32 protein-coding genes are annotated in these 26,129 nt (G+C 59.8%); 10 read left to right on the top strand and 22 right to left on the bottom strand.

From position 1 onward, the window contains the following. Positions 1–243 precede the first annotated feature (243 nt). The 3 genes from EN893_RS00115 to EN893_RS00125 form a co-directional block, all read right to left on the bottom strand. Positions 244–1,200: an NAD(P)/FAD-dependent oxidoreductase gene (locus EN893_RS00115; protein WP_127266471.1), complete on the bottom strand. Its 957-nt coding sequence runs from the start codon at positions 1,198–1,200 to the stop codon at positions 244–246. A 97-nt stretch (positions 1,201–1,297) separates the two neighbouring features. After that, entirely contained in the window at positions 1,298–1,582 is a 285-nt protein-coding gene (locus EN893_RS00120; RefSeq protein ID WP_127266470.1) for a hypothetical protein, read from the bottom strand. Between the two features lie 110 nt (positions 1,583–1,692). Beyond that, positions 1,693–1,941, bottom strand: a complete 249-nt coding sequence (locus EN893_RS00125) for a hypothetical protein (protein WP_127266469.1) — start codon at positions 1,939–1,941, stop codon at positions 1,693–1,695. A gap of 191 nt (positions 1,942–2,132) precedes the next feature. Here EN893_RS00125 and EN893_RS38895 point away from each other — a divergent pair, with 191 nt between their 5' ends. The 3 genes from EN893_RS38895 to EN893_RS00140 all read left to right on the top strand — a co-directional run bounded on the left by EN893_RS38895 (position 2,133) and on the right by EN893_RS00140 (position 4,404). Then, positions 2,133–2,447 carry a hypothetical protein gene (locus EN893_RS38895; RefSeq protein ID WP_245456750.1) on the top strand — a complete coding sequence of 105 codons (315 nt, stop codon included), beginning with the start codon at positions 2,133–2,135 and terminating at the stop codon, positions 2,445–2,447. 297 nt (positions 2,448–2,744) lie between these two features. Continuing rightward, positions 2,745–3,071 (top strand): low affinity iron permease family protein, encoded by a 327-nt coding sequence (locus EN893_RS00135; protein ID WP_127266486.1) that lies wholly within the window; start codon positions 2,745–2,747, stop codon positions 3,069–3,071. Then, positions 3,013–4,404 carry a phospholipase D-like domain-containing protein gene (locus EN893_RS00140; protein ID WP_236383246.1) on the top strand — a complete coding sequence of 464 codons (1,392 nt, stop codon included), beginning with the start codon at positions 3,013–3,015 and terminating at the stop codon, positions 4,402–4,404. The genes EN893_RS00135 and EN893_RS00140 overlap by 59 nt, the downstream gene beginning before the upstream one ends. 122 nt (positions 4,405–4,526) lie before the next feature. On the opposite strand, the gene EN893_RS00145 is transcribed toward EN893_RS00140, so the two are convergent. The 4 genes from EN893_RS00145 to EN893_RS00165 all read right to left on the bottom strand — a co-directional run bounded on the left by EN893_RS00145 (position 4,527) and on the right by EN893_RS00165 (position 6,426). Then, positions 4,527–4,760 carry a hypothetical protein gene (locus EN893_RS00145; RefSeq protein ID WP_127266468.1) on the bottom strand — a complete coding sequence of 78 codons (234 nt, stop codon included), beginning with the start codon at positions 4,758–4,760 and terminating at the stop codon, positions 4,527–4,529. A 256-nt stretch (positions 4,761–5,016) separates the two neighbouring features. Beyond that, the gene (locus EN893_RS00150; protein ID WP_127266467.1) at positions 5,017–5,238 is read right to left on the bottom strand and encodes a hypothetical protein; all 222 of its coding nucleotides are present in this window, start codon (positions 5,236–5,238) and stop codon (positions 5,017–5,019) included. Positions 5,239–5,247: 9 nt separating this feature from the next. Beyond that, the gene (locus EN893_RS00155) at positions 5,248–5,448 is read right to left on the bottom strand and encodes a hypothetical protein (protein WP_127266466.1); all 201 of its coding nucleotides are present in this window, start codon (positions 5,446–5,448) and stop codon (positions 5,248–5,250) included. Positions 5,449–6,132: 684 nt separating this feature from the next. Continuing rightward, entirely contained in the window at positions 6,133–6,426 is a 294-nt protein-coding gene (locus EN893_RS00165) for a DUF768 domain-containing protein (protein WP_127266465.1), read from the bottom strand. Between the two features lie 909 nt (positions 6,427–7,335). Between EN893_RS00165 and EN893_RS00175 the strand changes: the two genes are divergently transcribed. Continuing rightward, positions 7,336–7,845, top strand: a complete 510-nt coding sequence (locus EN893_RS00175) for a DUF892 family protein (RefSeq protein WP_127266464.1) — start codon at positions 7,336–7,338, stop codon at positions 7,843–7,845. 245 nt (positions 7,846–8,090) lie between these two features. Here the strand turns inward: EN893_RS00175 and EN893_RS00180 are convergent, their stop codons facing one another. Beyond that, positions 8,091–8,936, bottom strand: a complete 846-nt coding sequence (locus EN893_RS00180; RefSeq protein ID WP_127266463.1) for an SIR2 family protein — start codon at positions 8,934–8,936, stop codon at positions 8,091–8,093. Positions 8,937–8,977: 41 nt separating this feature from the next. Then, positions 8,978–9,286, bottom strand: a complete 309-nt coding sequence (locus tag EN893_RS00185) for a hypothetical protein (protein ID WP_127266462.1) — start codon at positions 9,284–9,286, stop codon at positions 8,978–8,980. Positions 9,287–9,740: 454 nt separating this feature from the next. On the opposite strand from EN893_RS00185, the gene EN893_RS00190 reads away from it, so the two are divergent. Further along, positions 9,741–10,046, top strand: coding sequence for a hypothetical protein (locus tag EN893_RS00190; RefSeq protein WP_236383244.1), 306 nt, complete (start codon positions 9,741–9,743; stop codon positions 10,044–10,046). Positions 10,047–10,085: 39 nt separating this feature from the next. Then, positions 10,086–10,583 carry a metallophosphoesterase family protein gene (locus EN893_RS00195; RefSeq protein WP_127266460.1) on the top strand — a complete coding sequence of 166 codons (498 nt, stop codon included), beginning with the start codon at positions 10,086–10,088 and terminating at the stop codon, positions 10,581–10,583. 258 nt (positions 10,584–10,841) lie between these two features. Here the strand turns inward: EN893_RS00195 and EN893_RS00200 are convergent, their stop codons facing one another. Next, positions 10,842–11,273 (bottom strand): hypothetical protein, encoded by a 432-nt coding sequence (locus EN893_RS00200; RefSeq protein ID WP_127266459.1) that lies wholly within the window; start codon positions 11,271–11,273, stop codon positions 10,842–10,844. A gap of 285 nt (positions 11,274–11,558) precedes the next feature. Between EN893_RS00200 and EN893_RS00205 the strand changes: the two genes are divergently transcribed. Genes EN893_RS00205 through EN893_RS00215 form a run of 3 tightly spaced genes read left to right on the top strand, consistent with a single transcriptional unit; the run spans position 11,559 to position 13,705 of the window. Next, a complete protein-coding gene (locus EN893_RS00205) occupies positions 11,559–12,596 on the top strand; it encodes a glycosyltransferase family 2 protein (protein ID WP_127372400.1) in 1,038 nt (345 codons plus the stop codon). Next, complete coding sequence (locus EN893_RS00210) at positions 12,571–13,263, top strand: class I SAM-dependent methyltransferase (RefSeq protein ID WP_127266458.1); 693 nt, start codon at positions 12,571–12,573, stop codon at positions 13,261–13,263. Before EN893_RS00205 ends, EN893_RS00210 begins: the two co-directional genes overlap by 26 nt. Beyond that, positions 13,241–13,705 carry a GtrA family protein gene (locus tag EN893_RS00215; RefSeq protein ID WP_127266457.1) on the top strand — a complete coding sequence of 155 codons (465 nt, stop codon included), beginning with the start codon at positions 13,241–13,243 and terminating at the stop codon, positions 13,703–13,705. The genes EN893_RS00210 and EN893_RS00215 overlap by 23 nt, the downstream gene beginning before the upstream one ends. Before the next feature lie 4 nt (positions 13,706–13,709). On the opposite strand, the gene EN893_RS00220 is transcribed toward EN893_RS00215, so the two are convergent. The 4 genes from EN893_RS00220 to EN893_RS00235 all read right to left on the bottom strand — a co-directional run bounded on the left by EN893_RS00220 (position 13,710) and on the right by EN893_RS00235 (position 16,831). Then, positions 13,710–14,333 (bottom strand): hypothetical protein, encoded by a 624-nt coding sequence (locus EN893_RS00220; RefSeq protein ID WP_127266456.1) that lies wholly within the window; start codon positions 14,331–14,333, stop codon positions 13,710–13,712. Continuing rightward, the gene (locus EN893_RS00225; protein ID WP_127266455.1) at positions 14,320–15,561 is read right to left on the bottom strand and encodes a hypothetical protein; all 1,242 of its coding nucleotides are present in this window, start codon (positions 15,559–15,561) and stop codon (positions 14,320–14,322) included. The genes EN893_RS00220 and EN893_RS00225 overlap by 14 nt, the downstream gene beginning before the upstream one ends. Beyond that, the gene (locus EN893_RS00230) at positions 15,558–15,734 is read right to left on the bottom strand and encodes a hypothetical protein (RefSeq protein ID WP_127270404.1); all 177 of its coding nucleotides are present in this window, start codon (positions 15,732–15,734) and stop codon (positions 15,558–15,560) included. The genes EN893_RS00225 and EN893_RS00230 overlap by 4 nt, the downstream gene beginning before the upstream one ends. 164 nt (positions 15,735–15,898) lie before the next feature. After that, positions 15,899–16,831 carry a lipid kinase gene (locus EN893_RS00235; protein ID WP_127266453.1) on the bottom strand — a complete coding sequence of 311 codons (933 nt, stop codon included), beginning with the start codon at positions 16,829–16,831 and terminating at the stop codon, positions 15,899–15,901. A gap of 602 nt (positions 16,832–17,433) precedes the next feature. Between EN893_RS00235 and EN893_RS38555 the strand changes: the two genes are divergently transcribed. Continuing rightward, positions 17,434–17,631, top strand: coding sequence for a hypothetical protein (locus tag EN893_RS38555; RefSeq protein WP_127266452.1), 198 nt, complete (start codon positions 17,434–17,436; stop codon positions 17,629–17,631). On the opposite strand, the gene EN893_RS00245 is transcribed toward EN893_RS38555, so the two are convergent. From EN893_RS00245 to EN893_RS00280, 8 genes are all read right to left on the bottom strand, one after another. Then, the gene (locus tag EN893_RS00245; protein WP_127266451.1) at positions 17,628–18,371 is read right to left on the bottom strand and encodes an amino acid ABC transporter ATP-binding protein; all 744 of its coding nucleotides are present in this window, start codon (positions 18,369–18,371) and stop codon (positions 17,628–17,630) included. The two genes, EN893_RS38555 and EN893_RS00245, sit on opposite strands and share 4 nt — an antisense overlap. Further along, the gene (locus EN893_RS00250) at positions 18,368–19,342 is read right to left on the bottom strand and encodes an amino acid ABC transporter permease (protein WP_127266450.1); all 975 of its coding nucleotides are present in this window, start codon (positions 19,340–19,342) and stop codon (positions 18,368–18,370) included. The genes EN893_RS00245 and EN893_RS00250 overlap by 4 nt, the downstream gene beginning before the upstream one ends. Before the next feature lie 56 nt (positions 19,343–19,398). After that, entirely contained in the window at positions 19,399–20,232 is an 834-nt protein-coding gene (locus EN893_RS00255; RefSeq protein ID WP_127270403.1) for a transporter substrate-binding domain-containing protein, read from the bottom strand. Positions 20,233–20,501: 269 nt separating this feature from the next. Next, on the bottom strand, positions 20,502–21,326 hold the full coding sequence (locus EN893_RS00260; RefSeq protein ID WP_127270407.1) for an alpha/beta hydrolase: 825 nt from the start codon (positions 21,324–21,326) through the stop codon (positions 20,502–20,504). A gap of 2 nt (positions 21,327–21,328) precedes the next feature. Next, a complete protein-coding gene (locus EN893_RS00265) occupies positions 21,329–22,405 on the bottom strand; it encodes an LLM class flavin-dependent oxidoreductase (protein ID WP_127270402.1) in 1,077 nt (358 codons plus the stop codon). A gap of 27 nt (positions 22,406–22,432) precedes the next feature. Next, positions 22,433–23,944 (bottom strand): aldehyde dehydrogenase, encoded by a 1,512-nt coding sequence (locus EN893_RS00270; RefSeq protein WP_127270401.1) that lies wholly within the window; start codon positions 23,942–23,944, stop codon positions 22,433–22,435. 22 nt (positions 23,945–23,966) lie between these two features. Then, positions 23,967–24,944: a flavin reductase family protein gene (locus EN893_RS00275; protein WP_127266842.1), complete on the bottom strand. Its 978-nt coding sequence runs from the start codon at positions 24,942–24,944 to the stop codon at positions 23,967–23,969. A 176-nt stretch (positions 24,945–25,120) separates the two neighbouring features. After that, positions 25,121–26,129: helix-turn-helix domain-containing protein (locus tag EN893_RS00280; RefSeq protein WP_206640075.1), on the bottom strand; the 1,009-nt coding region annotated here is incomplete at its 5' end.

The raw sequence follows: 26,129 nt of genomic DNA on the forward strand, positions 1-26,129 counted from the left end.
GACAAAGCCGAGACGGGCCGAAGCTGCATCGACAGCCTCGAGGCCCAGACAATGAGAAAGGATTGTAGGCCTGCAGCCAAACCTCTTACCGCAGGGAATGTTCCGCGGCTGTAAACTGTCGGTGGGAGTATCATGACCTTTCGGGATCGACATTCTCGGCCAGTTACGGCAACTCCTTGTCGGCCGTCGAGATGTTGGCACGCGCCATCAAGGCAGCCAAGAGCTCGATCAGCCGCGTGGTCTTCATGTTCGTTGAGAAGGCTGATCCGCAAATCCAGTCCGCTCGGCGCTCTCAAGCTCTCTATGGGCATGCGACGCGGCAATGGCAGCCTGTCCAAAAGCGACGGCTATCTGGTTCAACGCTTTGACAACGTCACCAATGGCGTACATGCCTTGGATGGAAGTCTGCTGATGCTCGTCGACTGTGACATAGCCCTCTTCACAACATCTTGCGCCTACCACCTCGGCGAGTTGAGAATGTACCTTGCACCCCAGTGCCAGATAAATGGCATCGAAGCGGGATGACGTCCCATCTTTCAAAATCGCCTCGCAACCGTCTGCTGTCGGGCAGAGTGTGTCGAGAGCGTCACCGATGACTATGCCTCTTGCCCTCGCGGCACGACGAGTGCTGGGCGAAAAGTCGGATGCGTCGCTTCCAAGCACCGTTATAAGTGGTGTAAACCGACTGAGGAAAATAGCCTCTTTAAAGGCTCTCTCGTCGTGCCCGACGACCGCAATCTTCTGGTCGATCGCCTCATACCCGTCGCATACAGGGCAGAGTCGAACCACACCTGCGGCAATTGCTTCGCGTAGACGCGGAATGACAGGTGTCGTGTCGGTGATCCCTGTCGCCATAAACACCTTGCGTGTCCGGATTGCGCCGATCGAGGTCTCAGCGACGAACCCCCGATAGGCAGGGGCGAGGGAGTAGACCTGCCCCTCAACCAGAGTGGCTCCATACAAGGTGGCGTGACGTCGAAGGCGATCCAGAATATCGGCTCCACTTATCCCTTCGGGAAAGCCAGGACAGTTATGGCTCGTTGGGATCAAGGCGGCACGAGGATCGCCGGCATCGATCACCAGCACGCGATGGCGAAAACGCGCAAGATATTGAGCGGCGGTCAATCCCGCCGGCCCGCCTCCAACGATCAGGACATCTTCGGTCTCGGCGGTCGGTCGGCTGACGTGGCTGTTGTGCATAGTGCGGCGCGTTAACGGCGAACGATTTCGTTCGTGCGATGTTCAAAGGGCGGTCTCGGGACATCTGACTCGATGGCAACAGCGTAGAAATCAGGCTTCAACCCGATCGCAAGACGCCAGGCTCCTCTGTTTCCTTGAGCTCTTCCGTATCCTTGGGCGCGGCGACCAGATCCTGGAATCCGAGAGTAGCGACGAGATAGCCTGCCTCATCATAAACCTTCGTCACCCAACTGGTCGGGTCCACGCCATCGACAATTCCGTCGAGCATGGCCTCCTTGGCAGCGCGCTTGGCCTCTCTGATAGCCTCGTCTCGATCAGCCATATCGGCAAAGATTGCTGGCTGCGACATGCCTTCGATAAACTCGAAGCGAAATTTCGGCATCGGTTGCTCCAGTCACGTGCCAGCGGATCGGCCATTTCTGGCAGGTTTGATGGTCAACGCGGCGGTGTCGAAAAGGATGCAGCGGGTGGTGTGCGCATCACCATCTACCGTCAGGCAGCGTTGCTGCCTGCCATCTCCCAATCGTCCCGCCAACGTGCTCGCACGGCAATCATCAGCGTGGCCGCTTCGGTCATTCCTGTTTGGAATAGCCTGATCAGCTCTCTGGCCACGGCATAGGCGGCCGCCGTGTCAGGCAAAATAGCAAATTCCTGGCACAGCGCGTCAAATGCCGCGCGAAGGATGTTCAGGTCACTGGGGTAGAGAGCGTCCGTGTGCATGCGGATGGTTCGATTAAGCATCAGGCTCCTCCGAATGGGCGAGAGTGCGATCGTCGCTCCCAAGCAGCGAAACCCGTTACACAGCCGCTGACCACGGCTTTATGCGGGGCAGCCCACCAATTGTCATTAAACTATGATGCACTCGGCCGGTGTTCATGCATGAAAATCGCCATATGGCCCATTCATCGCTTAACCTTCGCGCAAGGATGTTGATGGCGAAGCCCTATACTCCAACGCCTATAACTCTTCGCGACTGGCCGCATTATTTAGTCCGACCAAACCGCGGGCAAAATGGGGCAACTCACGAGATCGTTCATGCTGCTGACACTCATGCTGAACAACGTGACATAGACGAAGTTGCCGAAGGAAGCAGAAGAGCACCCGCGTCGGACACAGGAGATGGTGTCGGACAGCTCACCATGGCATCGCGCAACAATATGCCAGCCGTCATCATCGGCGGCTCGGTCCTTGTGCGGCGCAAGCTCAGAACAGCAAAACGTCCACCAACTCGTAACCGGCGCGATTGATGGGGAACAACGTGCAGCGGAACTTACCAAGCGACTGCTTGCCTTTTTCTCGCCAGCAATCGCTGGGGCCGAAGCGGCCGAATCCGAATCGCCACGTCTCCGATATGAGCGAATTGCTGAACCCACCGCTGCGAGACTATCCAAATCGAGACCGTGCTCGCTGCGAGACCATGACATGTGAAGGTCGATGCAGGACACCTGGAAAACGCGCGCTGCTCAACTGTACCTTTTGTTGAATCACGGCGGGGCGGTATGATGCCTCGTGGGAACCAGGGGCACTGCCGCGAGTTCTTTGGAATGGCAAATCATTCGGTCACAAGCGTGCTTACCTCAATTGGCACATTGACCTCCCGTCCCGCTGCATTCCTGGTCTTGTTGGCTTACGCCATCCTTTGGATGATCTTCGAGCGACAGAGCTTGGATTGGCACGGAGCCGCAACATTGTTTACTTGGGCGATGACGCTGTTCATCCAGCGCGCGGAGCACCGCGACACTCAAGCGATCCACGCCAAGCTTGACGAGATTCTGCGGTCAGATCACGCGGCTTCAAACATCACGCGGATCGATGATGAAGAGCCCGAGGAGATCGAAAAGCATCGCCATCGCCAGCAGCGGGGCGATTGACGTGCAGCCTCTCGGTTCCGTGGCGTCAGGCGCCCGCAAGAAGACCTCCGGCATTGAGCTTTGGCGAAAGGTGCTCATCTATCTGGCCATCGCCACCATGACCAGCCTGCTCACGGTGTTGATCATAAATCTTACTCCAGAGCCGCGCGTTCTACGATCAATCGTTCCCCATCGTTTCGACGCTACGGATCCCCAATTTTCCAAGACGATGAGCAGCTATTCGCAAGGGCAGATGTTCGATTCCAATGCGGTCCAAACTCTCATCAACGGAGACGAAATATTTCCGTCAATGCTGCAAGCAATCGGGGCGGCTCGATCCAGCGTCGACATGGAAACATATATTTATTGGTCAGGAGCCATCGGCTACGAGTTCGCGATCGCATTGGCGGCGAAGGCCAGCGAAGGCGTGGAAGTCCGTGTGAACGTCGACTGGGTTGGCAGCCTTCCCTTCGACGAGGACTTGATCCACATCATGACCACTGCCGGTGTGAGATTCGAACGCTATCGGCCTTTACGCTGGTATACGTTGGACCGAGTAAACAACCGAACCCATCGCAAACTGCTGATCGTCGATGGCCGGATAGCATTCACTGGCGGCGTCGGCATTGCCGATAATTGGCGCGGGAACGCACGCAACTCGAATGAATGGCGCGACACGCACTACCGGATCGAAGGACCCGCCGTGTCCGCATTCCAAGCGGCGTTCGCGGAAAACTGGCTTGAGACGACCGGCGAGACATTGCAGGGCGGGAAGTTCTACCCTGCAGTTGCGCCCGCTGGTGGGATCGATGCCCAGTTGATACTTTCTTCGCAGCCAAACGGCTCGGAGAACATGGAGTTGATGATGTTGGCAGCAATAGCCGCGGCCAAGGATCATCTGCGCATCGGCATGGCCTACTTCGTGCCCGACGACATAGCCCTGCAGCAGATTCTTGATGCAAGGAAGCGAGGCGTCTCGGTCGATGTCATCGTTCCCAATTGGCTGACGGATGTGCCCATAGTGCGAAAGGGTTCACGTTATTTCTGGGGCGAATTGCTCAAAGCCGGTGTGCGCATTTTTGAGTTTCAACCCACAATGTACCACCCGAAGCTCTTGATCGTCGATGAGGTCTGGGTGAGCGTTGGCTCGGCCAATTTGGATGAGCGTTCCCTGCGCCTCAATGACGAGGCCACCCTGAACGTCTACGGCATGGAATTCGCGCGAACGCAAATAGACATCTTCAACGAGGACCTGAAACGATCAAGGCCAGTCAGTCTGGAAGAATGGCAAGCGCGTCCACTAAGCGAAAAGGTCACCGACTACTTTGCCAGCAGGCTACGCTCGCAGCTCTAACGATGGCGAGGTTCCAGAGATGCAGAAGTCTCCGCGAGATCGCGCGGCATCGTACGCTTAAGACGCTCGCCAAGTCGCCATCGAACGCTGAGCCGTGGATCGTGGAATGACGGTGAGAGAGACTAGCCGACCGCCAAGACCGGCCTTTTTCGCAGCCGCGCCCGCATGACGACCAGCAGAACCGTTTCGTCTTTCATGCCACTCTGGAATAATTTTATGAGCTCGGCCGCAATCTGCTCGGCGTTGTAAGAGATCAGTTGAATCTCTGCTTCCCCGCAAAGCTTCTTGAGGACCGATTCCAGCAATCTCAACCCTTCAGGATAGATAGGTTGATCACTGGCGGTGTCGTAGGTCATGTACGCCCCTTTGACTCGACTTAAATCAAGGCCGCAGATGCTGGGCGGCGAGCCCATGCATGACTCGTTTCTGGGAAGAGGTCATTAACTTATGCAAGTTCGAACATGGCGCCGGATTCACCAACTGCAGGGGGATGAACCAACAAAGGGCAGCATGTGTACGGATCGAGCTGGAGCAAGTCGTGAAAGCCCCTGCCGCCAGGCCTGTTAAGTCCGGACGGTGTTCCTGCATGGTGCTGCAGGCGAGCGAGAGAGCCTAAAAGAATTCAATCACCTTACGGCTTCTCTTTTTGAGAGCCGGGATGGGTTTGCGATGCATTCGCGGCTGCGCCGGCGGTGATTTCACCGGATGCTGTGCAAGCCTTGCTTGTCTCAGCCGCGCCGTCTTCTCGGCGCGTTCGGCTCGTTCAGCGTCCAGCATCTCTTGGCTGATACGTTTGGCGCGGTCGTATCTTTCCTTGTCGTGATTGCGAGTCACGGACACCTCCTAGCCAGCAACAAAAATCCTGCGAACCTTTTTGGTGACACGCGGCTTGCGTTGGCTGGGACCGGGCGTGATGGCTTGTGCGAGGCGAGCCTCCTTCAACCGCGCCGTCTTGGCGGCGCGCTCAGCACGTTCCTTGTCGATAATGAGTGCTGCAGCGGATGTGGTATTCTCGTTGCGACCGTCATGATTGATCCGCGGCATCTCAGTGCCTCGCCCCGATTCTTGTCGCCCGTAGTGCCATTTTGCACCTGCGTCCCGCCCTAAACTGGTCTATTGCCGCTTTGAGTGACGTTTCGGTTGCATGTTCCGGTTTCTCGCCCGGCTGGTTGTCGTTGGCAGCTTGTGTCATGGCCATCTTGGTTCTCCTAGGGGGCCGAACTTCGATATGACACAAGTGTTCCAAGGCAACTCGCAAGCTGCAGGGCTATTTTCGATGTAAGGAACGCGCGGATGCTAAGTGTGATCGGAGCACTGTGATAGGGGGCCGTAGCTGGAACTATGAGAGCACAGATAGCGTCGGCGCCTGAACATGAACGGCGGCCTTCTCCCCTCTCGCAAAGAGCCTGGTGTCGACGATGAACTTTTCTCGCGACGCGATCGTTCACACTTTGCTGGAGCAAGGGACCCCACGGAAACGTTATAAGCTCGGTATTGCATAGAATTCGGCCCTAGGGTCGTTGAACCACTACCGGGGGTCTCTGCAGTCAACCTACAGGCAGCCGCAGGTCAAAACGAGGAGCACGGTTCCAAGCGCATACGGAACCAGAAGCAAGCCTATCGTCACCCAGAAAGCTGGCTCTGCCAAGGCGGCCATGTCCTTGCGAAACTGCTCCATAGGACTACCCCGGCAACTTCGACAAACGAATAGAGCTAATCTGGTAAAGCCTACGGCCCACTTTTGGCATCTTCGACCTCCAGCGCATCCATGAGGGCTGTCGCATCGCTGGGTTGGCCATCGGCGCCACCCTGCACGTCACTTCGGGCGTTCTTTAGCGCTTGCTCGATCGCATGTTCAATGTTTCCGAGCTCGTCCTCACGCACCTCGCGACCATAACCGGCCGCTTCGGCGTCCTGCTCGAATTGCTGGGCCAGCACGGCGAAGCTCACATCCTCTTTGCCAGCAAGAGTGCCGACATTCTCCTGCAGCCAGGTTTCAAAAAACTCTTTGGTCGCGTTCACCGGATAACTCCTCCGCCGGATTAAGCGCGGCGGTTCCGCCACGCCTTCACTTTCCCATGGGGTATGCTCATGGTGGGCTTGGCTGATGATCCCGATAATTCGTCTGCGCGGCGACAACTCGTCAGACGATCGCTCGAAATTCCACGATCGAAGCCTGGTCTCGGCTGACGAAAATTCCCATCATCTGCATAGGAACCTCCTTCGACTGTAGCGGGCAGCCGAAACTCAACAGCTCGGCCGTCTAATCCTTGACATATGCCCCAGGCTGACGACCGCCTCTGGGCGCCTTGGCGTCTTTCGAATGCTCGGCCATCGCAGGGCCTGCTCCGGAGACTTTCTCTGCGGCCGGTGACGGTGTCGCCGGCTTAGACGAGGTCCGGCTGTCCGATTTTTCGGGGCGTGGTGATATGCCAGCTGAAGAATTGTCTGAAGAAGTCATGGCTCGTTTCCTTAGCTGCGAAACTTCCTTACCAACCTCCGAAATGCCCTGACGTTCCATTGCGATCCCTTCGTGCGATAAGATCTCCGCAGGTGAACATGCCTCGACCCTGGAGCGCATCAGCTACGGGTAGATTTCGCAAGTGAACCGTAAAATGCCAAGCCGCTCGGGAGAGATACAGCATAGCCCTACATGGCAGCGCGGGCATCAGAATACGAGCCGACGCGAAACAGAGATCCATCCGTCGCCGAACCCGCGACAGGCAGCAGGTCCGGTCATTTCTGCAGAAATGCGTTTGCCAGCTGAGACACAGCGGCAGTGCCCGCACCGCGATATTCTCTCCTGGTGCCAAGAGCCTGATTGCAGCGCCGACCAGCAAGGCTCGCGATACAGGCTGACTCCGCGGTTCAACCGATGAGGAACAATATCTCCCTTTGAAAGTTCTGGCCGACCCATGACGGAGATATGAAATGTCAGAATCGCGCGAATGGCTTGTCCAATGGCTCAGGGATGCTCACGCCATGGAAGAGCAGGCCGAGACCATGTTGAATGGGCAGTTGAACCGAATTGAGAACTATCCTGAGCTCAGCGAACGGATTCGCCAGCACGTCCAGGAGACCAGGCAGCAGGCTGCTCGGCTGGAAACCTGTCTCGACCGCATCGGACAAGGATCTTCCACACTGAAGGATGCCGGCGGCAAGCTGACGGCAATGGCGCAGTCGCTCAGCGGTGTCTTCGCCGGTGACGAAGTGATGAAAGGATCGCTTGCAAGCTACACGTTCGAGCACATGGAAATCGCCTCCTACACAATCCTTATCGCCGCTGCCAAATCGCTGCGTGAAGCAGAGGTCGCCCAGGTCTGCGAAGAGAACCTGCGTGAGGAAGTCGCAATGGCGGACTGGTTGAAAAGCCATATTCCAACGACAACCGAGCAGTTCCTGGCGCGGGCCGACTCGGAGAGTGAAAACGCCAAGCGTTGATCAGCCGGTAGCGTATCGCTAAACAAGCTCGCGCCTTGCGCCGAAGCTCGGCGCAAGGCGCATCGAGGTAAGCCGTTACCGCTGAAAGGCACTTCAAAGTAGGCAGTGCGTGAGTAAGTTTTCCGATTAGCTCTCCGTGCCGCGATAGTATCCTTGAGGCCAATTGAACTTGAAATTCCGGACGGAATTCTCTGCCATGTGCCGCTCCTTGAGAGCCCGCCGAACTGCCCATCATACGGATGTTGCTATCGCCCACTTTTTGGCGACAGTTCCCCATCCCCAACCATCTCCGCCAGCCGGCTGAGGAAGTCCACCAAAGCAGCTTGCGGCTCGTCGATTTCGCCGACCACGACCGAAATGCCCCAACGTCCAAGCACGGCCTCCTCCACAGGGTTTCGGCTGGTCATGAAGATGAACGAGGGCGGGCGATCTTTCTCATAGCCGGACCGATGCCACGTCTGCCAGAGACGGTGCAGCAGCAACCGAATGTTTGGGTCGGAAAGGCTATAGCCAATGAAGAGGATCGTGCTGCCGAGCGCATCCGAGCGAAAACGCACGTCCAGCGGAGAATTGAAGGAGAGACGATCGAGGTAGTCCGTTTCGGTGAGGACGAGGGACGAATCCTCGTCGAAATCACCATGGAACTTGACGATGTGGGTAATGCCTTGGCGGGCCTGCGCCACATCGCGTGCATTGGCCACTTTCACGTAGTCCCGACCGTATATCTCATAAGCCAGTTCCAGATTCCGATCATAGTTAGTTGTGTAGATGACAGGGAAGTCGAGCCTCACGATGAGACGATGCAACTCGGATTTCTCGATCCGGTCCTTGGGGACGGACCAGTTTCTGTCCATCCAACTGCGAAGTGGCCCGATGCTGCCATGCTTGATGCGATAGTACTCGGCCAGGGTTTGAAAACGATCGCGTCGCGTGGAAAATTCGTCGTCGACGCCGAGCTCCTTTGCCATTCGCTCTATCAGCTTCTCCCAGGAGGGTAATCCAACGCTGATCGAAACCCCTGCCCCAACAAACAGAATTGCGCTGCGATGCCGAATTGCGTTGGCGAGCGAATCTACAGGGTCATCGTTCATCACGTCTTTCGAGGCCACCCGCGCAGGTCGACCTTCCTCCCTCACATCTGGTCGTTATTAGGCTCCTTGGTGATCCCCACCTGCCTGGCCAGCTCGGAAAACGGTGGCACACTCGCTTCGAACTGCTCGGTGTTAGCCAGCCGCAAAAGCCGCAAAGGGAAACACACTGCGTCGCGGTTAGCCGGCGACATATCCTCGAAGAGGCGCTCATCAACCGTGAAGGAGGCTTCCGCGTTTTTCAACGCCGTGTCGATATCATCGACCGAGAGAAGGCCTCTGCGGACCAAGGCGTTATTGACGGCCGCGACCGCCATAAGCAAACCTTCCAATTGCAGGTTGGCGACGTTCATGGGCCATTGTCCTTCATACCATTGGGAGCCCGTCGATAGATAATCCTGCTCCGGAGGCCTTGTGCCGTGCCGGTGATGGAGTTGCCGGCTTGCTAGAGCGTTTCGGCTGCGCGGCGACGCCGGGATTGGCATCTGATGGCGCCCTTGGATCTCCGCTGGGCTGCTGGACAACTCTCCACATGCCTCGAGGTTCCGGATCGCCATGGCAACCTTGCAAAGGCAGAGGCAAGGCTTCTCGCTGTCCTACCGTCGGGCGCACCAGGTGATCGCGGTTGGGTCTTCAGACTGCGATTCAAAAAGCGCGATGCATGGTTCCTCCGCGAGCTCGAGCCGCCTTCGGCAGTAGATGCCTGCCGCGCCCGCTCGTAGCCAAAAGCAACCGCCGCAAAGCGTTCGGCAACTTTAGAGCTCCGACAGTGCCTCCCAGACGGGCCACATAGAAACGACCAAGCTGATGCCTGCTACAGGTCTCGGGATCTCGTTTATCGGCGACATCAGGCAGCGGCGCTCCGCAGGTCAGCAGATCCGATGGATGGGAACAACCCGGCACCGTGATGGTTCGGTGGCATCAAAAGGTGATAGAGAACGATGTGAAAAGCTTAAACAGCACACAGAAGCCACAGATCGTGAAAAGGCGATCGAAGCTCTCTACTTTGCGCGCAAGTGCGGCCTCACCAAGGAAGAGGCACTCAAGATGCTCAGGGAAGCCCAAATCAGGATCGATGATGGACCCAAAAGCCGCTCCGGCAACCGAACTTAAAAGCGATCGTCGAGCGCTCATCTCAGCCAGCGGCGGCGCATGATCTTCTTCACCTCCGACACGCATTTCAACGATCCCCGCATTCTGCGGCTCGACCCCCGCCCCTTCAGTTCATTGGTGGCGCACGACCAGGCACTGACTGAACTTTGGAACGAGACTGTTGCTCCAAATGACGAGGTTTGGCACCTCGGCGACTTCGCCAAGGGATCGGCCGAGACAGTGTCTTCGCTGCTGTCCTGCCTCCACGGCACCAAACACCTGATCATCGGCAACAACGACGGCATGGTAACGCTCCGCGCTTCGGCTTGGGCTAGCGTGCAACACTACAAGGAGCTAACTGTCGAGGGCAGTTTCTTGGTTCTTTGCCACTACCCGTTCCGCACCTGGAACAAGATCGGCAAGAAATCGATAAACCTGCACGGCCATTCTCATGGCCGGCTGAAGCCAATGACGCGCCAGCACGACGTCGGCGTCGACGCCTGGGATTTTCGCCCAGTCACCTTTGCTGCCATACAGGCCAGGCGCCGCCGAGATTGAGGTTAGCGCAGCAGATGGCGAACGATCGATGTCTTCACGTGGTGATGCTAGCCGCAAACAGGATTCCAGAATCCTGCCCCTGGAGTATTGCAGCCATGCTGGAACGCACCGCGAGTAAACTGGGACCGAGGAGCGCCCCACCCGTCTGCACAGCCGTGGGACGGCGCCGACCCCCGTCGTCAACACGGCGCTCCACTGGCGCCCCAATCGTTCATCCACCTCGCTTGAAACGAGCTTCAATCGCCGTCCTTGGCGACCTCAGTGCCACATTCTCTCTCTAAGCCACTTAAGAAACCTGTTCCCTCCGATTGACCGGCGGACTCTGGCGGCAGCCCACTGCCCTCTGAACGTGGTTCCGACATGGCAACTGCAGACGATGTCGTGCAACTCCCCGTCAGACAGTTCGAAGAAGCGCTTTGCTGCCCCATAGGTGTCATCCTTCAGGCCTAACGCACGCAGTAGCGGGTCCTCGAAGGCCACTGTAATTGGCGAGCCCTCACCGCGCGCTGCGTCGCGAGCTTCCCGCTTCAGATGCTCAGTGCCGGTAAGCGCTGTCAGGCGTCGCTCGGGATGTTGTTCCAGCAATTCTGCCCAGCGCTCAATGCGCTGTTGCCGGGTCATGATCGGGTATGTCGACAGGGGTTCTACTTCTGCAATTGTCTGCAGTTGGCTTAAAGTTTGGTGTTCCATCGTCGGCTCCTTTGGTCGAAGTCCCTTCCCCTCAAAAATTATCGCGCGCCGACGCGCTGACAAGAGCTGGTAAGGCGGCCACTTGCCCGACAATGATTGCGAAACAGCGCATTGCTCCGCCGGCGCGCGAAACGATATCCCATGCCAAATCAGACCGAAGCCGTTCAGAACGAACAGCTCGCCACCCGCCTACAACAACAAATTAAATTAGTAATGCCTTATGGAACTTTGAGGCTGGCGTTTCATTTGATCGGCATGGAGGCCTCTGTAATCCAAAGTGCCGGGATGAGAGCGAACGTGTCGCTGCGCTACTCGCTGGTTCTGCCGATATACAACGAGGAACAAGTGCTGCCTCGTCTGATCGAGCGGATCAGGTTGCTAATCCACCAGCTGGACGGTGAGACAGAGGCTATTTTCGTCGATGACGGAAGCCGCGATGGCAGCGTCACTTACCTTCGGCGTGTGGTCGCCGCCGAGCCTCGTTTTCGGCTGATCGAGCTTTCCCGCAATTTTGGGCACCAGATAGCAATCACAGCCGGTATGGACGCCGCCCAGGGGGATGCCGTCATCGTCATGGATGCCGATCTCCAAGACCCACCCGAGGTGGTTCTCGATCTGGTGGCGAAGTGGAAGGAAGGTTTCGAAATTGTCTATGCCCGGCGCGTTAAACGCGAGGGCGAATCCTGGTTCAAGCGCTTCACGGCAAGTCTCTTCTATCGCTTGCTGGAAAGGATGACGACCGTTGACATTCCGCGCGACGTTGGAGATTTCCGGTTGGTCGGTCCGAAAGCGCTGAGAACTTTCAGGCAGATGCCCGAACAGGATCGCTTCGTCAGGGGCATGTTTGGCTGGATGGGGTTCAAGCAGGCGTCGGTGTCTTTCGAGCGCCCGGCACGAGCCCATGGCCAGACCAAATACCCATTCTGGAAGATGGTGCATCTTGCTGTGCACGCCATCGTCAGTTTCTCGGAGCAGCCGCTGCGCCTGGCGCTCTGGGGTGGCTTGGCCATTTCTGCGCTGGCCGTAGCCTTTGGTGCCTACGCCATCTACGCCTGGGCCTTTGAAACCGGCATTGTTGCCGGCTGGACATCCACCGTGATGATCGTGTCGCTCCTGTGCGGCATCAACCTCTTCATGACCGGCGTGGTCGGATTGTATGTCGGCAGCATCCACGCCGAAGTAAAACGGCGCCCGCTTTACGTGATCGATCGCCTCACCGGCTTCGACCGGCCGATGTCTGCCGTCCCGGGCAAGAGCCGCCGCTCGCCTCGAAAATCCCGGATTGGAGTCCCGGCCAATGTCCGAACCCTTCGACAGCTATAGATTCAATTATGGTGAGACGGTCCAGGGATCGATCCGCTTTTCAGGGCTTAAGCACGACTTCTTTCTCATGGCGAAGGCCGAGTTGCTGCGACGCGTTGTGATCGAGCGGGGGCTTCGTCATGCCGGCTCGGAAGTACGGGTGCTTGATGTCGGCTGCGGCGTAGGTGTGCTCCATCCCTATCTCAAAGGCGCCTTCGAGTGCCTGGACGGCTGTGACATCTCGCAGGAATCGATCCTGCGTGCGAGGCAGGAAAATCCGAGCGTCACATACAGGGCCTGCACCAGCCTGAACCTGCCATACGACAATGGGGTCTTTGATCTGGCCTTCGCCAGCTGCGTCGTCCATCATGTACCGCCAGCTTCCTGGCTCGGGTTCATGCGCGAGATGCGGCGCGTCGTGCGCCCGGGCGGTGTCGCCTGCATCATCGAGCACAATCCCTATAACCCGCTGACGCGTCTGGCTGTGTTCCGGTGTCCCTTCGACCATGACGCGGTGCTGCTCAGCGCAGCCAAAACAGCGTCCCTCCTTCAAGAAGCAGGCTTCAGCAACATCCGATCCGAGCACTTCCTGCTGCTGCCGTCGGGCAGGTCCTTGGCCCGAAAAGTCGAACGCGCGCTCGCCCCCCTGCCGCTGGGGGCACAGTATGCGTGTAGTGCGCATGCATGAGCATCGGCCTGCCGGCGACGACTCCCTGAAGCTACTGGCACGCTTCGGCCTGGTCGGCATCGCTGCCACACTTCTGTATGCCGCTTTGGTTGCTGCTTTTTCCAAATCGGAGTGGCTCGGTTTAACGCCCATCCATGCCTCGCTTGGGGCATATGCCGCAGCCACCCTGTTTTCGTATCTGGCTCACAAATCCCTGACGTTCGTGTCGGGCCGATCGCATCGAACTGAAGCTCCGCGTTTTCTCCTGCTGGGGGCAACAGGCTTGGCCATTGCCTATGGGGCGCCGGCGTTGCTGACGGTAAAGCTGGGCTTGCCGCTCATCATTCCCGTGCTGATTACGTGCTTGCTTGTCCCCGGCATCAATTTCTTCGTGCTTGACCGGTGGGTTTTTGCCGGACGCATTCCCGGTCGGCACGGCAATCGCTCCCGCCAGAGGCAATAATGCTCTAAATGGCGTCCAGTCGAAACGACACCAATTTGATGGAGCGCTTGTAAATGTCGCTGGCGGCCTGGCTGGGCGGGATCCCGTCGAGATAGTCAAAGGTCATTTCGAACGTGCTGGCGTTCGAAAAAGCTGCATGCGGAATGACGAACGAGACGGTCATCGGTTGCTTGCCCGACAGTGTGACCTTATGCACGGACACGCCATGCACCGAGATTATTACCCTCTGCGTCGTCTGTGGCGGACGAATGACAGCGGCCATTTGTAGCGTTGCCTTGAGACCGTCGCGAAGCGGCGGTATCTGCAGGCGAAGCCGCGAGGTCTCGCCCAGTGAATGCGTGCCGTCGGCTACCGGCCCCGACCAGCCACAAACTTTCATGCCGGCTGCCCGTTTGGCGCCATCGGACCGGAAGGACACTGTCTGGCCGAGTGAGTAGCTGCCAATGGCATCGCGGTTGAGGCATGTCGTCGTGCGGTCGATGTAATAGGCACGATAGTCGGCGTGGACAGTCGGATGGAGAGCCAGCGCAAGGATGGCGAGTTCGGACACGGCCAGAACCGCGGCGAGCGCGTAAGCGCCAAGCGAGATGGCGCGTCCACGGGGATTGAGGGTGTCAGACCAAAGCAAGGTAGCCTCCAATCCATGCCGCCGTCATGAAATAGCAGGCGACCAGGAAGAGAACCAAAGCGGCGAGCCAGATCAGTTTCGACGCCGACAACAGGACGGCCATCAACATTATCAGAGGCGCCAGCCCAATGACGTATCTGACCATGGAGGCCAGATTCGTTATCAATGGCACGAGAATGCAGATCGCGCAGAAGACCCCAGCGCCATATTGCTTGCGAGCCACCAGCACGACTGATAGCGCCAGCCCGATGATCGCTGCGAGCGCACTCCATTGCGGCGCCGTGGGCAGCCACCCGGTCTTGGGAAATGCTGAGAGCCCGTCCCATAGAAACAGGAGCGGGTTCCCAGCCACTCGTCCAAAGGCGCGTTGGACGTGCAGAAACGCAAAGCCGTCACCGACAGTGACATACAAAAACAGGATGTAGGCAAACAAGCCGGCAGGCGAGATAAAGATAGCGACGAGCAGATCCGGTCGACCGAGCACCCAACGCGGAAAGGAGAGTGGTGAGCCGCCCCGTTCTCGATGCTGCTGGAACATTTGAATGACGGTCGCAAAGACGACAAGGACCCCAACGAGCCTCGTTGCCGAAAGGAGCGCTGACGAGATGCCAGCGACGGCATAGCTGGAGCGTTTGAGTGCCAGGAAGACAATCGAGGTCAGGAGCACGAAAAGAGGTTCGGAAAGGAAAGTTGTGAAGTGGAAGGAGAACGGGCCGCTAAGCAGAAAAGCGCAGTACAGTACATAGGCCCGCATGTTCTTCTCCAACAGCGGCCATGCCACCAGACACGCGGCGTAGCTGCATGCAATCGAAGTGATCGTCGCGACCAGTATCGTGGCGAAGGGGAAAATCGCCCGGATCACCGCTACCAGCATCGGATAGAATGGAAAGAAGCCCCATCGTCCGACGTTGCTTTGGTTTGGGATGGGAAAGCGCTCGTAGCCGCGTTCGGAAATATCCAGATACCAGTGGCAATCCCATCGGCAGAGCGCACGAGCATAAGACTCGAAGCCTGGTTCTGCCAACGTTGAAGCAACAGCGGCATAACGAATAGCAAGGCCAGTGAAACCGAACAGGAGCGGGACTGCCACCACCGCTGCCGCTACCATGTGGCGCTTGTTGATTATGTAGTCGGGGAAAATCTCGACATGCGCTGGATCCTTCATCGACAGCGCATGGCCGGGGCTTTTGATGGCCGTGAGGAGATTGTCAGTCCTGGCTTTTTTCATCGCCGAGCACCGGCGGGGCGCGTTCCCATGCCCTGATGGGGGCCAGCTTCGGCCGTGACCAAACCGCCGACCGTGGCCTTGCCATCTTCATCGTCGTCGAGCAGTTCCAGACGGGTGACGCCGCCCACCCTCACCTCGTGGCCAAAATCGATGCCAGTCTGTTCCCGCGCCATTTGAGAGATTCTGGAGCGCGGTCGGCGGTCGTCAAGAGGTTGCTAATATTCGAGCGGCGATGGGAAGGCACCTTTGAAGCGCGTCGAGAACACGATATCATGCGTGCCTCGGCGGCCGGACGAGCTATCGCGCAGCCTTGACACCGGGATGGTCGCCCGACAAATCAAAGGTCCGCACCGAATGCTCCTTCTGTGCGACGTCGAATGCCCACGGGCGGAGGCGCAAAGACCGAGATCGCCTTTGGATGGACCTTGAAATGGCCTGGTGTCGAGGTGACGATCTCACCATCGGTGTTGACCGGCATCGGCTTCTCCGTCTCGATGTCGAACTCGACGCACCTAGCCGTGCGCACCTCTCGCCAGGCGCCATGCCTTCCAGACCGGAAGGAGCGGAGCATCAGCGCCAGCTTCCAAAGGTTCGTCATTTCCAAGCTATAAAGATCGAGATGTCCGTCATCGATCTCGGCCGTCTCTTCCACCACGTTGCCGCCGCCGTAATGACGACCGTTTCCCACCGCAATTTGGTAGGTTTCGACGTCGGTCGACGTGCCTTTCTCAACAATCTTCGCGTGGAACCGCGTGGCCCGCGTCAACACTTTCATCGCCGCCAGCGCATAGCCGAGCCTGCCGAAACGCTTCTTCAAAGTGGGATCCAGACCCTTCGCCAGTTCAGTGCTGAGTCCGATACTCGCAACGTTGAAGAAGGCATTGCCATTGACCGTGCCGATATCGATCTGCCGGAGTCGGCCCTGCGCGATCACGTCAGCGGCCTGCAGAAGATCCATAGGGATGTCGAGTGTGCGAGCGAGGTCATTAGCCGTTCCCATAGGAATAATGCCCATCGGCAGGCTGCTTTCCACTACAGCCATCGCCGCCGCCGACACCGAACCATCGCCACCGCACACGACCACAAGGTCGGCCGTTTGGCGTAAGCGAACGATGTCACGAGCGATCTCCGGCAACGCCTCGAACTTTTCGACAGCGACAGAAAGCCGGCCGCGCTCCAGCCGCTCCACAATCGGGGCGATCAGCTCTTGGCCGCGCCGCGCCTTTGGATTGAGGAGCAGCAATGCGCGCCTTGTGGCTAATTTGCTCATTCAAAGATCGATCCGATGGTCATGACGCATGCACATAGGGCGGTTGCTCATTCGACCGCAACCGAAGCTTTCGACTCAAACCGGACCTACCTCCGCCGCGACGTTGCGAACGGCGCAATTTGCGACATCCAGCGGTCCCCAGGATCGCTATTCGAGTTCGTGGACCGTCACGCCGGCACAGCCGTCTTGGCAATCGCATAGGTGCTGGCGATGCGTGAGATAGGCCACTTGGCCGGCACATGTCATTCCCCAAACAACTTGAAACCTCCTCGGAGTGAACATGGTCGAAGGTTTCCATGATCATCGGCGCGCCTATCTATCGCGCGAAAGCTTGAAAGCGCGGTCGATCGCATCGCGGATATGTCCCGGGGCGGATTTCAGATCGTCCTTCGGCGCGCCGCTTTGCTCCGGAACGTTGCCGCGCCCCGCTGGAGCCTGCGACAGAAGATGCGCTCAAGCCCATTGCCGGAGAGATTTAAATCGGCAGGACCAGATCGGCCTGGCTCCTGTAAAATCTGGAGCCGGGTCGCGATTGGCCGGAACCAAACAGAACAGCCGTAATTATCAGCCGAAGGGACCGCAACCGCATAGGAAGGGGAACGATGGCTGAAATTCTGGATTTCGAACTTGGCAGTTCAAGGTTGTGCGTCAAACGTGCCGAGAAATCGTTGAAGCGCGCAAAGGAAGAAACGGACAGGAAAAATGGCGTGGTGAAACCGCGGCAGCCGGCGCGTTGCTGGTCGAGGAAAGGCACGGGCCGTTCGTCCAGCGCATCCACGCATTTTTTTCTGGAAGTTTAATGCTTTAGTATCTGGCTGAGGAACAACTTGGTTCGATCATGGCAAGGGTGGCCGAAAAACCCGTCGGGCGTGCCCTCCTCGACGATCTGCCCAGCGTCCATGAAGATCACCCGGTCGGCAACCGCACGAGCAAAACCCATCTCATGTGTTACACACACCATGGTCATGCCGTCCCGAGCCAATCCCGTCATCGTCTCTAGCACCTCGGAGACCATTTCCGGATCGAGTGCGGAGGTCGGCTCATCGAACAGCATGACAGCCGGTTCCATGCACAGGCTGCGGGCAATCGCCACGCGCTGCTGCTGTCCGCCGGACAGCTGGATGGGGAACTTGTTCGCCTGTTCGGGAATGCGGACCCGCTCGAGGAACTTCAGCGCGGTCTTGCGCGCCTGCTTTTCCGATACGCCCTTCACCCACATTGGGCCGGCCATGCAGTTCATCAGCACCGTCATGTGCGGAAACAGGTTGAAGTGCTGGAAGACCATGCCGACGTTGGAACGCACGGCGGCAACGTTGGTCATCTTGCCATGTAAGGCAACGCCGTTGACGACAATGTCGCCCTCTTGATGCGCCTCCAGGCGATTGAAGCAGCGGATGAGGGTTGATTTGCCGGAACCCGAGGGCCCGCAGATCACGATCCGCTCGCCCTTGTGGACGATCAGGTTGATGTCCTTCAGCGCCTGGAATTGGCCATACCATTTGGAAACGGACTTGGCTTCAATGATGGCGGGGGCGCTCATCGCACCTTGCTCCTGTGGTAATGCCGTTCGATCCGCGATTGGACCAGTTCGAGGCAGATCGACAGCATCCAGTAGATCATCGCTGCCGAGATCAGCATCTCCATGTGCTGGAAGGTCTTCTGTCCGAGGGTGCGCGCCAGGAACATCAGCTCCCACACGCCGATGACCGAGACCAGCGAGGAATCCTTCAGCATCGAGATGAACTGGTTGCCCGTTGGCGGAATGATGACCGGCAATGCCTGCGGCAGGATGATGCGACGCATGGTCAGCGTGAAGCCGAAGCCCATGGAGCGCGACGCCTCCCACTGGCCGCGATCGATGCTCTGGATGCCGGAGCGGAAGATCTCGGTCATGTAGGCGCCGTAGCAGAGCGATAGCGCCAGGATGCCGGCCGGAACCGCATCAATGACAAAGCCGAGCTGCGGCAGCCCGAGATAGATCAGATAGACCTGCATCAGCAGGGGCAGGCCGCGAAAGAAGGAGGTGTAGAAGCTGGCGATGGCGTAGGCGAAGCCATTGTTGGAGAGCTTGGCGACCGCTCCCGCCACCGCGATGACCGAAGCGATGACGATGGAAATCGCCGAGACGTAGAGCGTGGTGACAACGCCCTGGCTGATCAGGAACGGCAGTTTCTCTCTGATAAAGGGCAAGCTGAGATGGAACGTCTCGAAGAAGCCAACAAACAGGAGCAGCAGTTCGAGCCATACGATGCCGATCTGGAACTTGAGCGGCGCGAAGCCGATCAACACGACATTCAAGGTGAAGATCACCGCTATGGCGAAAGCAATGGCAAAGCGGCCGTAGAAGCCACTCACCGACGGTTCGCCGATCACGGGGCGCATCAGTTCGGCAAAGCTGGTGCTCGACATGTTGAAAGCCATGAAGAGAAGCAGAACGACGCCGAACATCGTAGCCACGAACCAGGGTTTGTGGACGAGGACTTCGGCTTCGACGGTATCCGGATAAAGCATCTTTGAGCACCGGCTGTTCGGCGGCCTGCCCGGGGGGCAGGCGCCTTTTAAGGGGGCTAGTTGGTCTTCGAGTAATCCTGCCCGTACCACTTTTCGGAAAGCTTGCTCAGCGTGCCATCCTCCTTCATCGCTTTCACGGCGTCGCCGATCTTGGCGGAGAGTTCGGGATCGCCGCGTTCGGTGGCGATCGCCAGCGGCTCGTAAAATACTGGGTCGCCCAGCTGCTTGATCGGGTAACCGGCCTTCTCGGCGTCGAGGATCGACGGCAGTGAAGAGACCACCGCGTCCAGGCGCACGCCGTCGCCGAGGCGGAGGTCGTCAAAGGCGGTCGTCGAATTCTCGTAGGAGCGGACCTCCTTCGGGTTGAGCTTGTACTCGAATGGCGGCGCGCCGGCGGCGTCGAGCGTCAGATCCTTCTTGGCATAGGCCTCGAAGGTGGAGGTGCTGGTGGCGCCGACCACCTTGCCGTCGAGATCTGCCAGCGTCTTGGCCTTGCTGTCCTTGTGCACGGCAACGGCCGCCGGCGTGTAATAGTAGACCGCCGGAAAATCGAAGATCTCGGCGCGTTTCTTGGTCGGCGTCATCGAGCCGGCATGCATGTCCCAGCGCCCCGCCCAATGGCCGGCGGTGATGATGTCCCAGCCGGGCGTGATGAACTCGACCTTGACGCCGAGGTGCTTGCCGATCGCCTTGGCGACGTCGACATCGAAGCCGTCCAGCTCGTTGCTGGAATTCACGAAGGACTGCGGCGCCCAGTTGGCATCGGTCGCCACCTTGAGCGTGCCGGCCGCCACAACGCGGTCGAGCACCGCGCCTGCGTGAGCAGGATATGCGCCAAGCGCAAGCGCCATCGCGGCCAACGTCAGCTGTGGTCTGTTCCAGAATGTCATATCCGTATTCCCCTGTTGTTGTTCAGTTCCTTGCAGTCACTTCCGTTCAGCCGGTCGTGACGTCGCAATTTCGTGCCGACCTGGTCGGCGTCCTCTCCCAAAGGCCCGCGGATTTAGCGACGTCGCGGCCGGTCCGGTCTTCCGATGTGGCGGAGGATGTTTGCCGTCGCCATTCCCCCGATCACAGGGAAGGTCCCGGCCCGCTCCCTGCGAGGTGTCGTGCAGCCCCTGGTGTCCGGCGTTGGCTTTCGCATCGCGAAGGCTGCTATTCATCGGCGCCGCCCCCCTTTCCCGCGGTCAGCGTCCATCAGGAAATCGCCCATCAGCGTGGCAACCCGAGCCGGCGCCTCGATCAGGATCGAATGACGAAGTCCGGGCAGGATGGCGAGTTGCGACCCTTGCACCTGTTCGTGCATCAGCCGTGCCATCCGCGGGCTGGAGCCCTGATCGTCCTCCCCGGTCACGATCAGCGTCGGGCAGGTGATGCGGTCGAGAATGCCGCCGAAATCGGTCTCGGCCAGAACGCGATAGGCGGCCGCATAGCAGTCGCGGTCGTTTTCAGCGTCACGCCGGCGCAACTCGGCGATGGTCTCCGGGTTGCTGTCCTGAAAATCCTCCGTCAGCCAGCGCGACAGCGAGGCTTCATGATGCACTGAGGCATCGCTCGCCATCAGCGCCGCCAGCCGGCCACGCACCGCGTGCCGTTCCTCGGGCGTGCGGCCGGCGACCGTCGACAGCAACACCAGTTTTTTCAGGCGCTCGGCATGGGTCAGCGACAGGCGCTGTGCGATCAGGCCACCCAGTGAAAACCCGGCCACATGGAAGGTGGCAAACCCGACATGGTCGGCCAGCGCCAGCGTTTCCTTGACGAAATCGTCGATCTCGTAACGGCCCTTGATCCGGCTGGAGCGGCCATGGCCGCGCAGGTCGAAGGTGAGAACCGAGAAGCGATCTTTCAGTTGGCCCGCCACGCCACTCCAGGCTTCGAGATAGGAGCCGACTCCATGGATGCAGACCAGCGGCAACCCACCCTCACCCTCAAGGCGCCAGTTGAGCAGCACGCCATCGACATCGAGCTGGCCGGAGCGCGCCATAGTCACGCCCTCGCCGCCTGGCGCGCCCTGTCGCGCTCGCGCGCGGCGAAGACCGGCATCACCTCGTCGACCCACAGCTTGATCGTCTTCTTCTGCAGCTCGAACGGCAGGTTGAACGTCAGGCCGAGGCAGTACTGGTCAACGCCCGCGGCTTCATAGTCGAGCAGCTTCTCGATCACCTCGTCGGGCGTGCCGAACATCAGGTTGCGACGGATGTTCTCGGGATTGTAATTGTCTTTGCCCTTGACTCTCTCGTAGGGGATAGCTTCGGGAAAGCCGTTTTGCACGGTGCCGATGTTCTGGAACAGGTTCTCGAACGCGCGGCCATAGTCAATGGCATGCCCGACCGCGATCTCCCAGTCCTGCGCTCGTTCGTAGACGCAGGTGCGCCGCTGCATCATCAGGCGCGGGCGCGGCACCTCTGGATGATCGGCGACGGCCTTGCGGAATTTCTCGCCGAGCACGGCGATCTCGGCCGCCGGCGCCGACAAGGGCGTCGACAGGATCGAAGCGCCGATGCCGACCGCCCAGTCGAAGGTTCCCGGGTCTCGCGCGGCCACCCAGATCGGCGGATGCGGCTTCTGCAGCGGCTTCGGCACGCCGGCGGCGAGTGGGAACTTCCAGTAATCGCCGTCATGGGCATAATCCTGTGCCCACAGCTTCTTCACCGCCGGCACCAGCTCCTTCAGATAGGCAACGCCTTCCTGCTGCGGCATGCCGCCGGCCATGCGGTCAAACTCATATTGGTAAGAACCGCGCGCGATGCCGAACTCCAGCCGCCCGCCGGTCAGGTGATCACAAAGTGCCGCCTCCCCTGCCAACCGGATCGGGCTCCAGTAGGGCGCGACCAGCGTCGAGGTGCCGAGGCGGATCTGCTCGGTATGCTGGGCAAGCCAGGTCAGCGTCATCAGGGGGTTGGGCGAGATCGTGCATTCGATCGTGTGATGCTCGGCCGTCCACAGCGTCTCGAAGCCACCTTCGTCGGCCAGGCGCGCCAACTCGAGGAGATTGCTCTTCACCTTCGACATCGGCATGTCGGGCGAGAAGCGTTCCATGGTCAGCGAAACGGCGAATTTCATGTCGGTCTCCCCAGTGCGTCGGTTTGGTCAGCGAAGGCGGATAATGAAGGGGTCCTGCATCGCGCCCGAGTAGTCGATGACGACGTTCTTCAGGCGCGAGAACTCCTCCATGGCGTCGAAGCCGCCGCGCCGCCCGTAGCCGCTCTCCTTGAAGCCGCCATTGGCGGACATGAAGGACGAGGCGCGGTAGGTGTTGATCCAGACGGTGCCGGCTTCAACATTCCTGGCGAAACGCAGCGCGCGGTTGATGTCCCGGGTCCAGATGCCGGAGGCGAGGCCATAGCGGGTGTCGTTGGCGAGACGGATCATCTGGTCTTCCGACGAGAACGGGATGACGCCGACGACAGGACCGAATAGTTCCTCCTGCATGAAGTCCATGCCGTTGTCGGCATCGGTCATCACGGTCGGCTCGAAGTACCAGCCGCCTGCAAGCTCATCCGCCTGCGGCCGCTTGCCGCCGGCCGCAATCCGCGCGCCCTGGCGCACGCCCGAGGCGACGTAGCCTTCTACCTTGGCGAGTTGCACCGACAGCGCCAGCGGTCCGACGTCGGTTTCCTCCAGCATCGGCAGCCCGACCCGCACGCGCCGCGTGCGTTCGACCAGCGCCTCGACGAACCGATCGTAGACGCTGGCCTCGACGAAACAGCGCGAACCGGCGACGCAGGTCTGCCCAGCCGCCGCGAACACACCGGACACGACGCCGTTGACGGCATGGTCGATGTCGACGTCGTCGAAGACGACATGTGGCGACTTGCCGCCGAGTTCCATCGAACAGGGGATGAGGTTCTCAGCCGCATTGGCGGCAATCCGCCGGCCCGTCGCCGTCGAACCGGTGAAGACGAATTTCGCGATGCCAGGGTGCCGGGTCAGCGCGTCCCCCGCCACGGCGCCGGTGCCGGTCACGACATTGACGACGCCGGCCGGGAAGCCGGCCTCCATGATCAGCTCGGCCAGCGCGAGCGTGGAGGCACTGGCATGCTCGGACGGCTTGACGACCACCGTGTTGCCGAGCGCCAGGCATGGCGCCAGCGTGCCGGTGAGCAGCATCAGCGGCGAGTTCCATGGCGTGATCATGCCGACGACGCCGATCGGCTCGCGCAGGTTGAAATTGAGCATGTCGAGCTTGTTGACCGGAATGGTGTCGCCGAGCAGCTTGTCGGCCATCCCTGCGAAATAGGTGTAGCTGTCGGGCATGGCGCGCATCTGCGCCCGCATTTCCTTGAGCAGCTTGCCGTTGTCACGGGTCTCGATCAGCGCCAGCGCGTCGGCGTGCTCCAGCACCAGTTCCGCCAGCCGGCGCACCAGCCTGCCGCGGTCGGTCTGGGTCATGCGCCGCCAGGCAGGCGCCGCGAAAGCGGTACGTGCGGCCTCGACGGCCGCGCCGACATCCTCGGCGCCGGCCTCGGCGAACTCGTACCAGGGCTTGCCGGTGGTCGGGTCGAAACTGTCGATGTACTGCCCGGTTTTCGGCGCCACGAACGCCCCGTTGATGAACAGGTTCTGGCGTGAGCCTTCGAGCGATCCGACCGTCGTTTTCATGCTGTCTGTCCTGCGTGGAGCATCATTCGGACGCGGCCTGCGTCCACGATTGCGACTGGCCGTCGATCATGGCGACACGGCCGCCATCGCCGGTGTCGATATAGATGCCGAAGCGTTTGTCCTGGCGCTCGCGGGCATAGCGGCGCAGCATGGCGCGCAGTTCATGCGTGGCGATCCGCTCATAGGGCAGCGCGTCGACGGAAAAGAAGGCGTGACCCTCCGGAAGTGCGGCTTCAGCGCTCTCACGGCTCAGTTCGGCGCGGTAGATGAGATAGCCCGGGTCGCTGTCGGCGACGTCGAAGACCGAATAGAGGAAGGTGTTTTCAGGGACGAGGGTCAGCGCCTCGCCGCCATCGAGGACGAGCTGACTGTCGGCCTTGCGGCGCCGCGCCGTCGGCAGCACCCAACTTCCCTTGCCATCGGTGCGCAAGAGGATGCGGTCGCCGGCTTCGACAAGATAGCCGATGATCATGTCCTGCGAGGCCAGCCAGCCGGCAGGCAGCGGATCCTTTACGCTGGCGTAACGGCCGCGGCAAAACCCGAGCGGCGCCGATGGGCTGGTTCCGAAAGCCTGGACCTGGCCGATCAGGATGATGTGGTCGCCGGCCTCGATGCGGTTGTGAACGGTGCAGTCGAACCATGTCAGGCTGTCGGTGAGGATCGGCGCGCCGGTGTGGGCGCGGTCATGGTTGACCGACTGGAATTTGTCCGCCGCTTTGGATGCGAACACCGAAGAAACGTCGACCTGGCCTTCATGGAGGAAATTGACCGCGAAGGACCGTGTTTCGTTGAATGCGGGAAAGCTCGCCGCCGCCTTGGCGACGCAGACCAGGAGCAACGGCGGGTCAAGCGAGACCGAGGTAAAGGAGTTCGCGGTCATGCCGCGCGGATTGCCGTCGCAGTCGCGCGTGGTGATGACGGTCACGCCGGTGACGAAGGTGCCGAAGGCACGACGCAAGGCGATCGGGTCGATCGTCCTGTGTACCACCGCGTCCGCCATTGCTTTCCTCCCATAGTGTCGGATGAAAGCTAGGCAAGAGACGGCCGGCCTTCTTCCTCCGGTCTGTAGGAAAGATGTCGGGGCGTGCTGCTGCCATCCCGAGCAAGTGCAGGCGCAGCGCGCCTGCACTTGCGGCGGCTGCCGCGTCGAAACAGTGGTGGCGAGGTCAACAGAGTCTAACGGGCTGTCGGCGTGCGGCTGTCGATGATGCCGCTGAGACGGATCGCGAGTTCAACCGCGAAGCGCTGTTCGGGCGTGTCGAGACGGATGCCGAACAGGTCCTCCATGCGCGACAGGCGATAGCGTAAGGTGGTGACATGCAGGCCGATGGCGTCGGCGCAGGCCTGGCTGCGGCAGCCCTCGCGCAGATAGGCAAATAACGTCTCCAGATAGGGCGTGCCGTGCTCGCGGTCATGCGCGATCAGGGCGCCGACACTTTCGTCGACGAAGCCGCGCACGTCCGGAGCGTCGGCAGCGGCGACCAATATCGGCAGCGGACCGAAATCCTGGCCGGCAAAAACGCCGGCGCGCCCGAAGGAACGGCCGATCCGGATCATGCGGCGGCACCGCTCCCAGGCGATGGGATAATCGACCAGCGCGGCACAGGCCTCGGAAAGCACAACCACCGGCTCAGCTTCGAAATAGCGGCCAAGCCCGGCCGCAATCTTGTGCGGCAATTTCGCGAAGCGCGCGCCATCCTGCCCGGTATCGGCCGGGACAAGACAGACAAGCCCATCCTCCACCGCGATTGCCGTGCCGGCAATGCCGGCCTGCTGCAGCAGACGCATGACCTCGTGATGCGGATCGGCAAGGCCGATGGCACCGTCCTGTTCGGCGAGGTCGACGACGATCATCTTCTGTGCAACGGTCAAGTCGAGCCCCAGCCGGCGGGCGCGACTGACGATATCGGCCTCGTCGCGCCAGCGGCGCTCCGCCACCTCCAGGAAAAGCTCGGTCAGCGAGCGCGTCTCGAAACGGAAGCGCACGAAGCTGCGCATCATCTGCACGCTGAGTGCGAATTTGGTGCTGTCGAGCAGCATCTGATCGAGTTGACCAGACTCGTGAGGCGTCGGGAAAATCATCAGTGCGCCAACCACTTCGGCGTCGATGCTAAGCGGCTCGATGCGCACCGAAAGCTTGAGCTGTCGCTTGCCGTCATCGACGAACAGCGTCTCGGTGTGACGC

Source organism: Mesorhizobium sp. M7A.F.Ca.CA.004.04.2.1 (assembly GCF_004022825.1).
Lineage (GTDB): Bacteria > Pseudomonadota > Alphaproteobacteria > Rhizobiales > Rhizobiaceae > Mesorhizobium.

Coding starts and splice junctions, on each gene's coding strand:
- EN893_RS00115 (WP_127266471.1), bottom strand. CDS start 1,200: ATGCACAACAGCCACGTCAGCCGACCGACCGCCGAGACCGAAGATGTC.
- EN893_RS00120 (WP_127266470.1), bottom strand. CDS start 1,582: ATGCCGAAATTTCGCTTCGAGTTTATCGAAGGCATGTCGCAGCCAGCA.
- EN893_RS00125 (WP_127266469.1), bottom strand. CDS start 1,941: ATGCTTAATCGAACCATCCGCATGCACACGGACGCTCTCTACCCCAGT.
- EN893_RS38895 (WP_245456750.1), top strand. CDS start 2,133: ATGGCGAAGCCCTATACTCCAACGCCTATAACTCTTCGCGACTGGCCG.
- EN893_RS00135 (WP_127266486.1), top strand. CDS start 2,745: ATGGCAAATCATTCGGTCACAAGCGTGCTTACCTCAATTGGCACATTG.
- EN893_RS00140 (WP_236383246.1), top strand. CDS start 3,013: ATGATGAAGAGCCCGAGGAGATCGAAAAGCATCGCCATCGCCAGCAGC.
- EN893_RS00145 (WP_127266468.1), bottom strand. CDS start 4,760: ATGACCTACGACACCGCCAGTGATCAACCTATCTATCCTGAAGGGTTG.
- EN893_RS00155 (WP_127266466.1), bottom strand. CDS start 5,448: ATGCCGCGGATCAATCATGACGGTCGCAACGAGAATACCACATCCGCT.
- EN893_RS00175 (WP_127266464.1), top strand. CDS start 7,336: ATGTCAGAATCGCGCGAATGGCTTGTCCAATGGCTCAGGGATGCTCAC.
- EN893_RS00180 (WP_127266463.1), bottom strand. CDS start 8,936: ATGAACGATGACCCTGTAGATTCGCTCGCCAACGCAATTCGGCATCGC.
- EN893_RS00185 (WP_127266462.1), bottom strand. CDS start 9,286: ATGAACGTCGCCAACCTGCAATTGGAAGGTTTGCTTATGGCGGTCGCG.
- EN893_RS00190 (WP_236383244.1), top strand. CDS start 9,741: ATGCCTGCTACAGGTCTCGGGATCTCGTTTATCGGCGACATCAGGCAG.
- EN893_RS00195 (WP_127266460.1), top strand. CDS start 10,086: ATGATCTTCTTCACCTCCGACACGCATTTCAACGATCCCCGCATTCTG.
- EN893_RS00200 (WP_127266459.1), bottom strand. CDS start 11,273: ATGGAACACCAAACTTTAAGCCAACTGCAGACAATTGCAGAAGTAGAA.
- EN893_RS00205 (WP_127372400.1), top strand. CDS start 11,559: ATGAGAGCGAACGTGTCGCTGCGCTACTCGCTGGTTCTGCCGATATAC.
- EN893_RS00210 (WP_127266458.1), top strand. CDS start 12,571: ATGTCCGAACCCTTCGACAGCTATAGATTCAATTATGGTGAGACGGTC.
- EN893_RS00215 (WP_127266457.1), top strand. CDS start 13,241: ATGCGTGTAGTGCGCATGCATGAGCATCGGCCTGCCGGCGACGACTCC.
- EN893_RS00225 (WP_127266455.1), bottom strand. CDS start 15,561: ATGAAAAAAGCCAGGACTGACAATCTCCTCACGGCCATCAAAAGCCCC.
- EN893_RS00230 (WP_127270404.1), bottom strand. CDS start 15,734: ATGGCGCGGGAACAGACTGGCATCGATTTTGGCCACGAGGTGAGGGTG.
- EN893_RS00235 (WP_127266453.1), bottom strand. CDS start 16,831: ATGAGCAAATTAGCCACAAGGCGCGCATTGCTGCTCCTCAATCCAAAG.
- EN893_RS38555 (WP_127266452.1), top strand. CDS start 17,434: ATGGCTGAAATTCTGGATTTCGAACTTGGCAGTTCAAGGTTGTGCGTC.
- EN893_RS00245 (WP_127266451.1), bottom strand. CDS start 18,371: ATGAGCGCCCCCGCCATCATTGAAGCCAAGTCCGTTTCCAAATGGTAT.
- EN893_RS00250 (WP_127266450.1), bottom strand. CDS start 19,342: ATGCTTTATCCGGATACCGTCGAAGCCGAAGTCCTCGTCCACAAACCC.
- EN893_RS00255 (WP_127270403.1), bottom strand. CDS start 20,232: ATGACATTCTGGAACAGACCACAGCTGACGTTGGCCGCGATGGCGCTT.
- EN893_RS00260 (WP_127270407.1), bottom strand. CDS start 21,326: ATGGCGCGCTCCGGCCAGCTCGATGTCGATGGCGTGCTGCTCAACTGG.
- EN893_RS00265 (WP_127270402.1), bottom strand. CDS start 22,405: ATGAAATTCGCCGTTTCGCTGACCATGGAACGCTTCTCGCCCGACATG.
- EN893_RS00270 (WP_127270401.1), bottom strand. CDS start 23,944: ATGAAAACGACGGTCGGATCGCTCGAAGGCTCACGCCAGAACCTGTTC.
- EN893_RS00275 (WP_127266842.1), bottom strand. CDS start 24,944: ATGGCGGACGCGGTGGTACACAGGACGATCGACCCGATCGCCTTGCGT.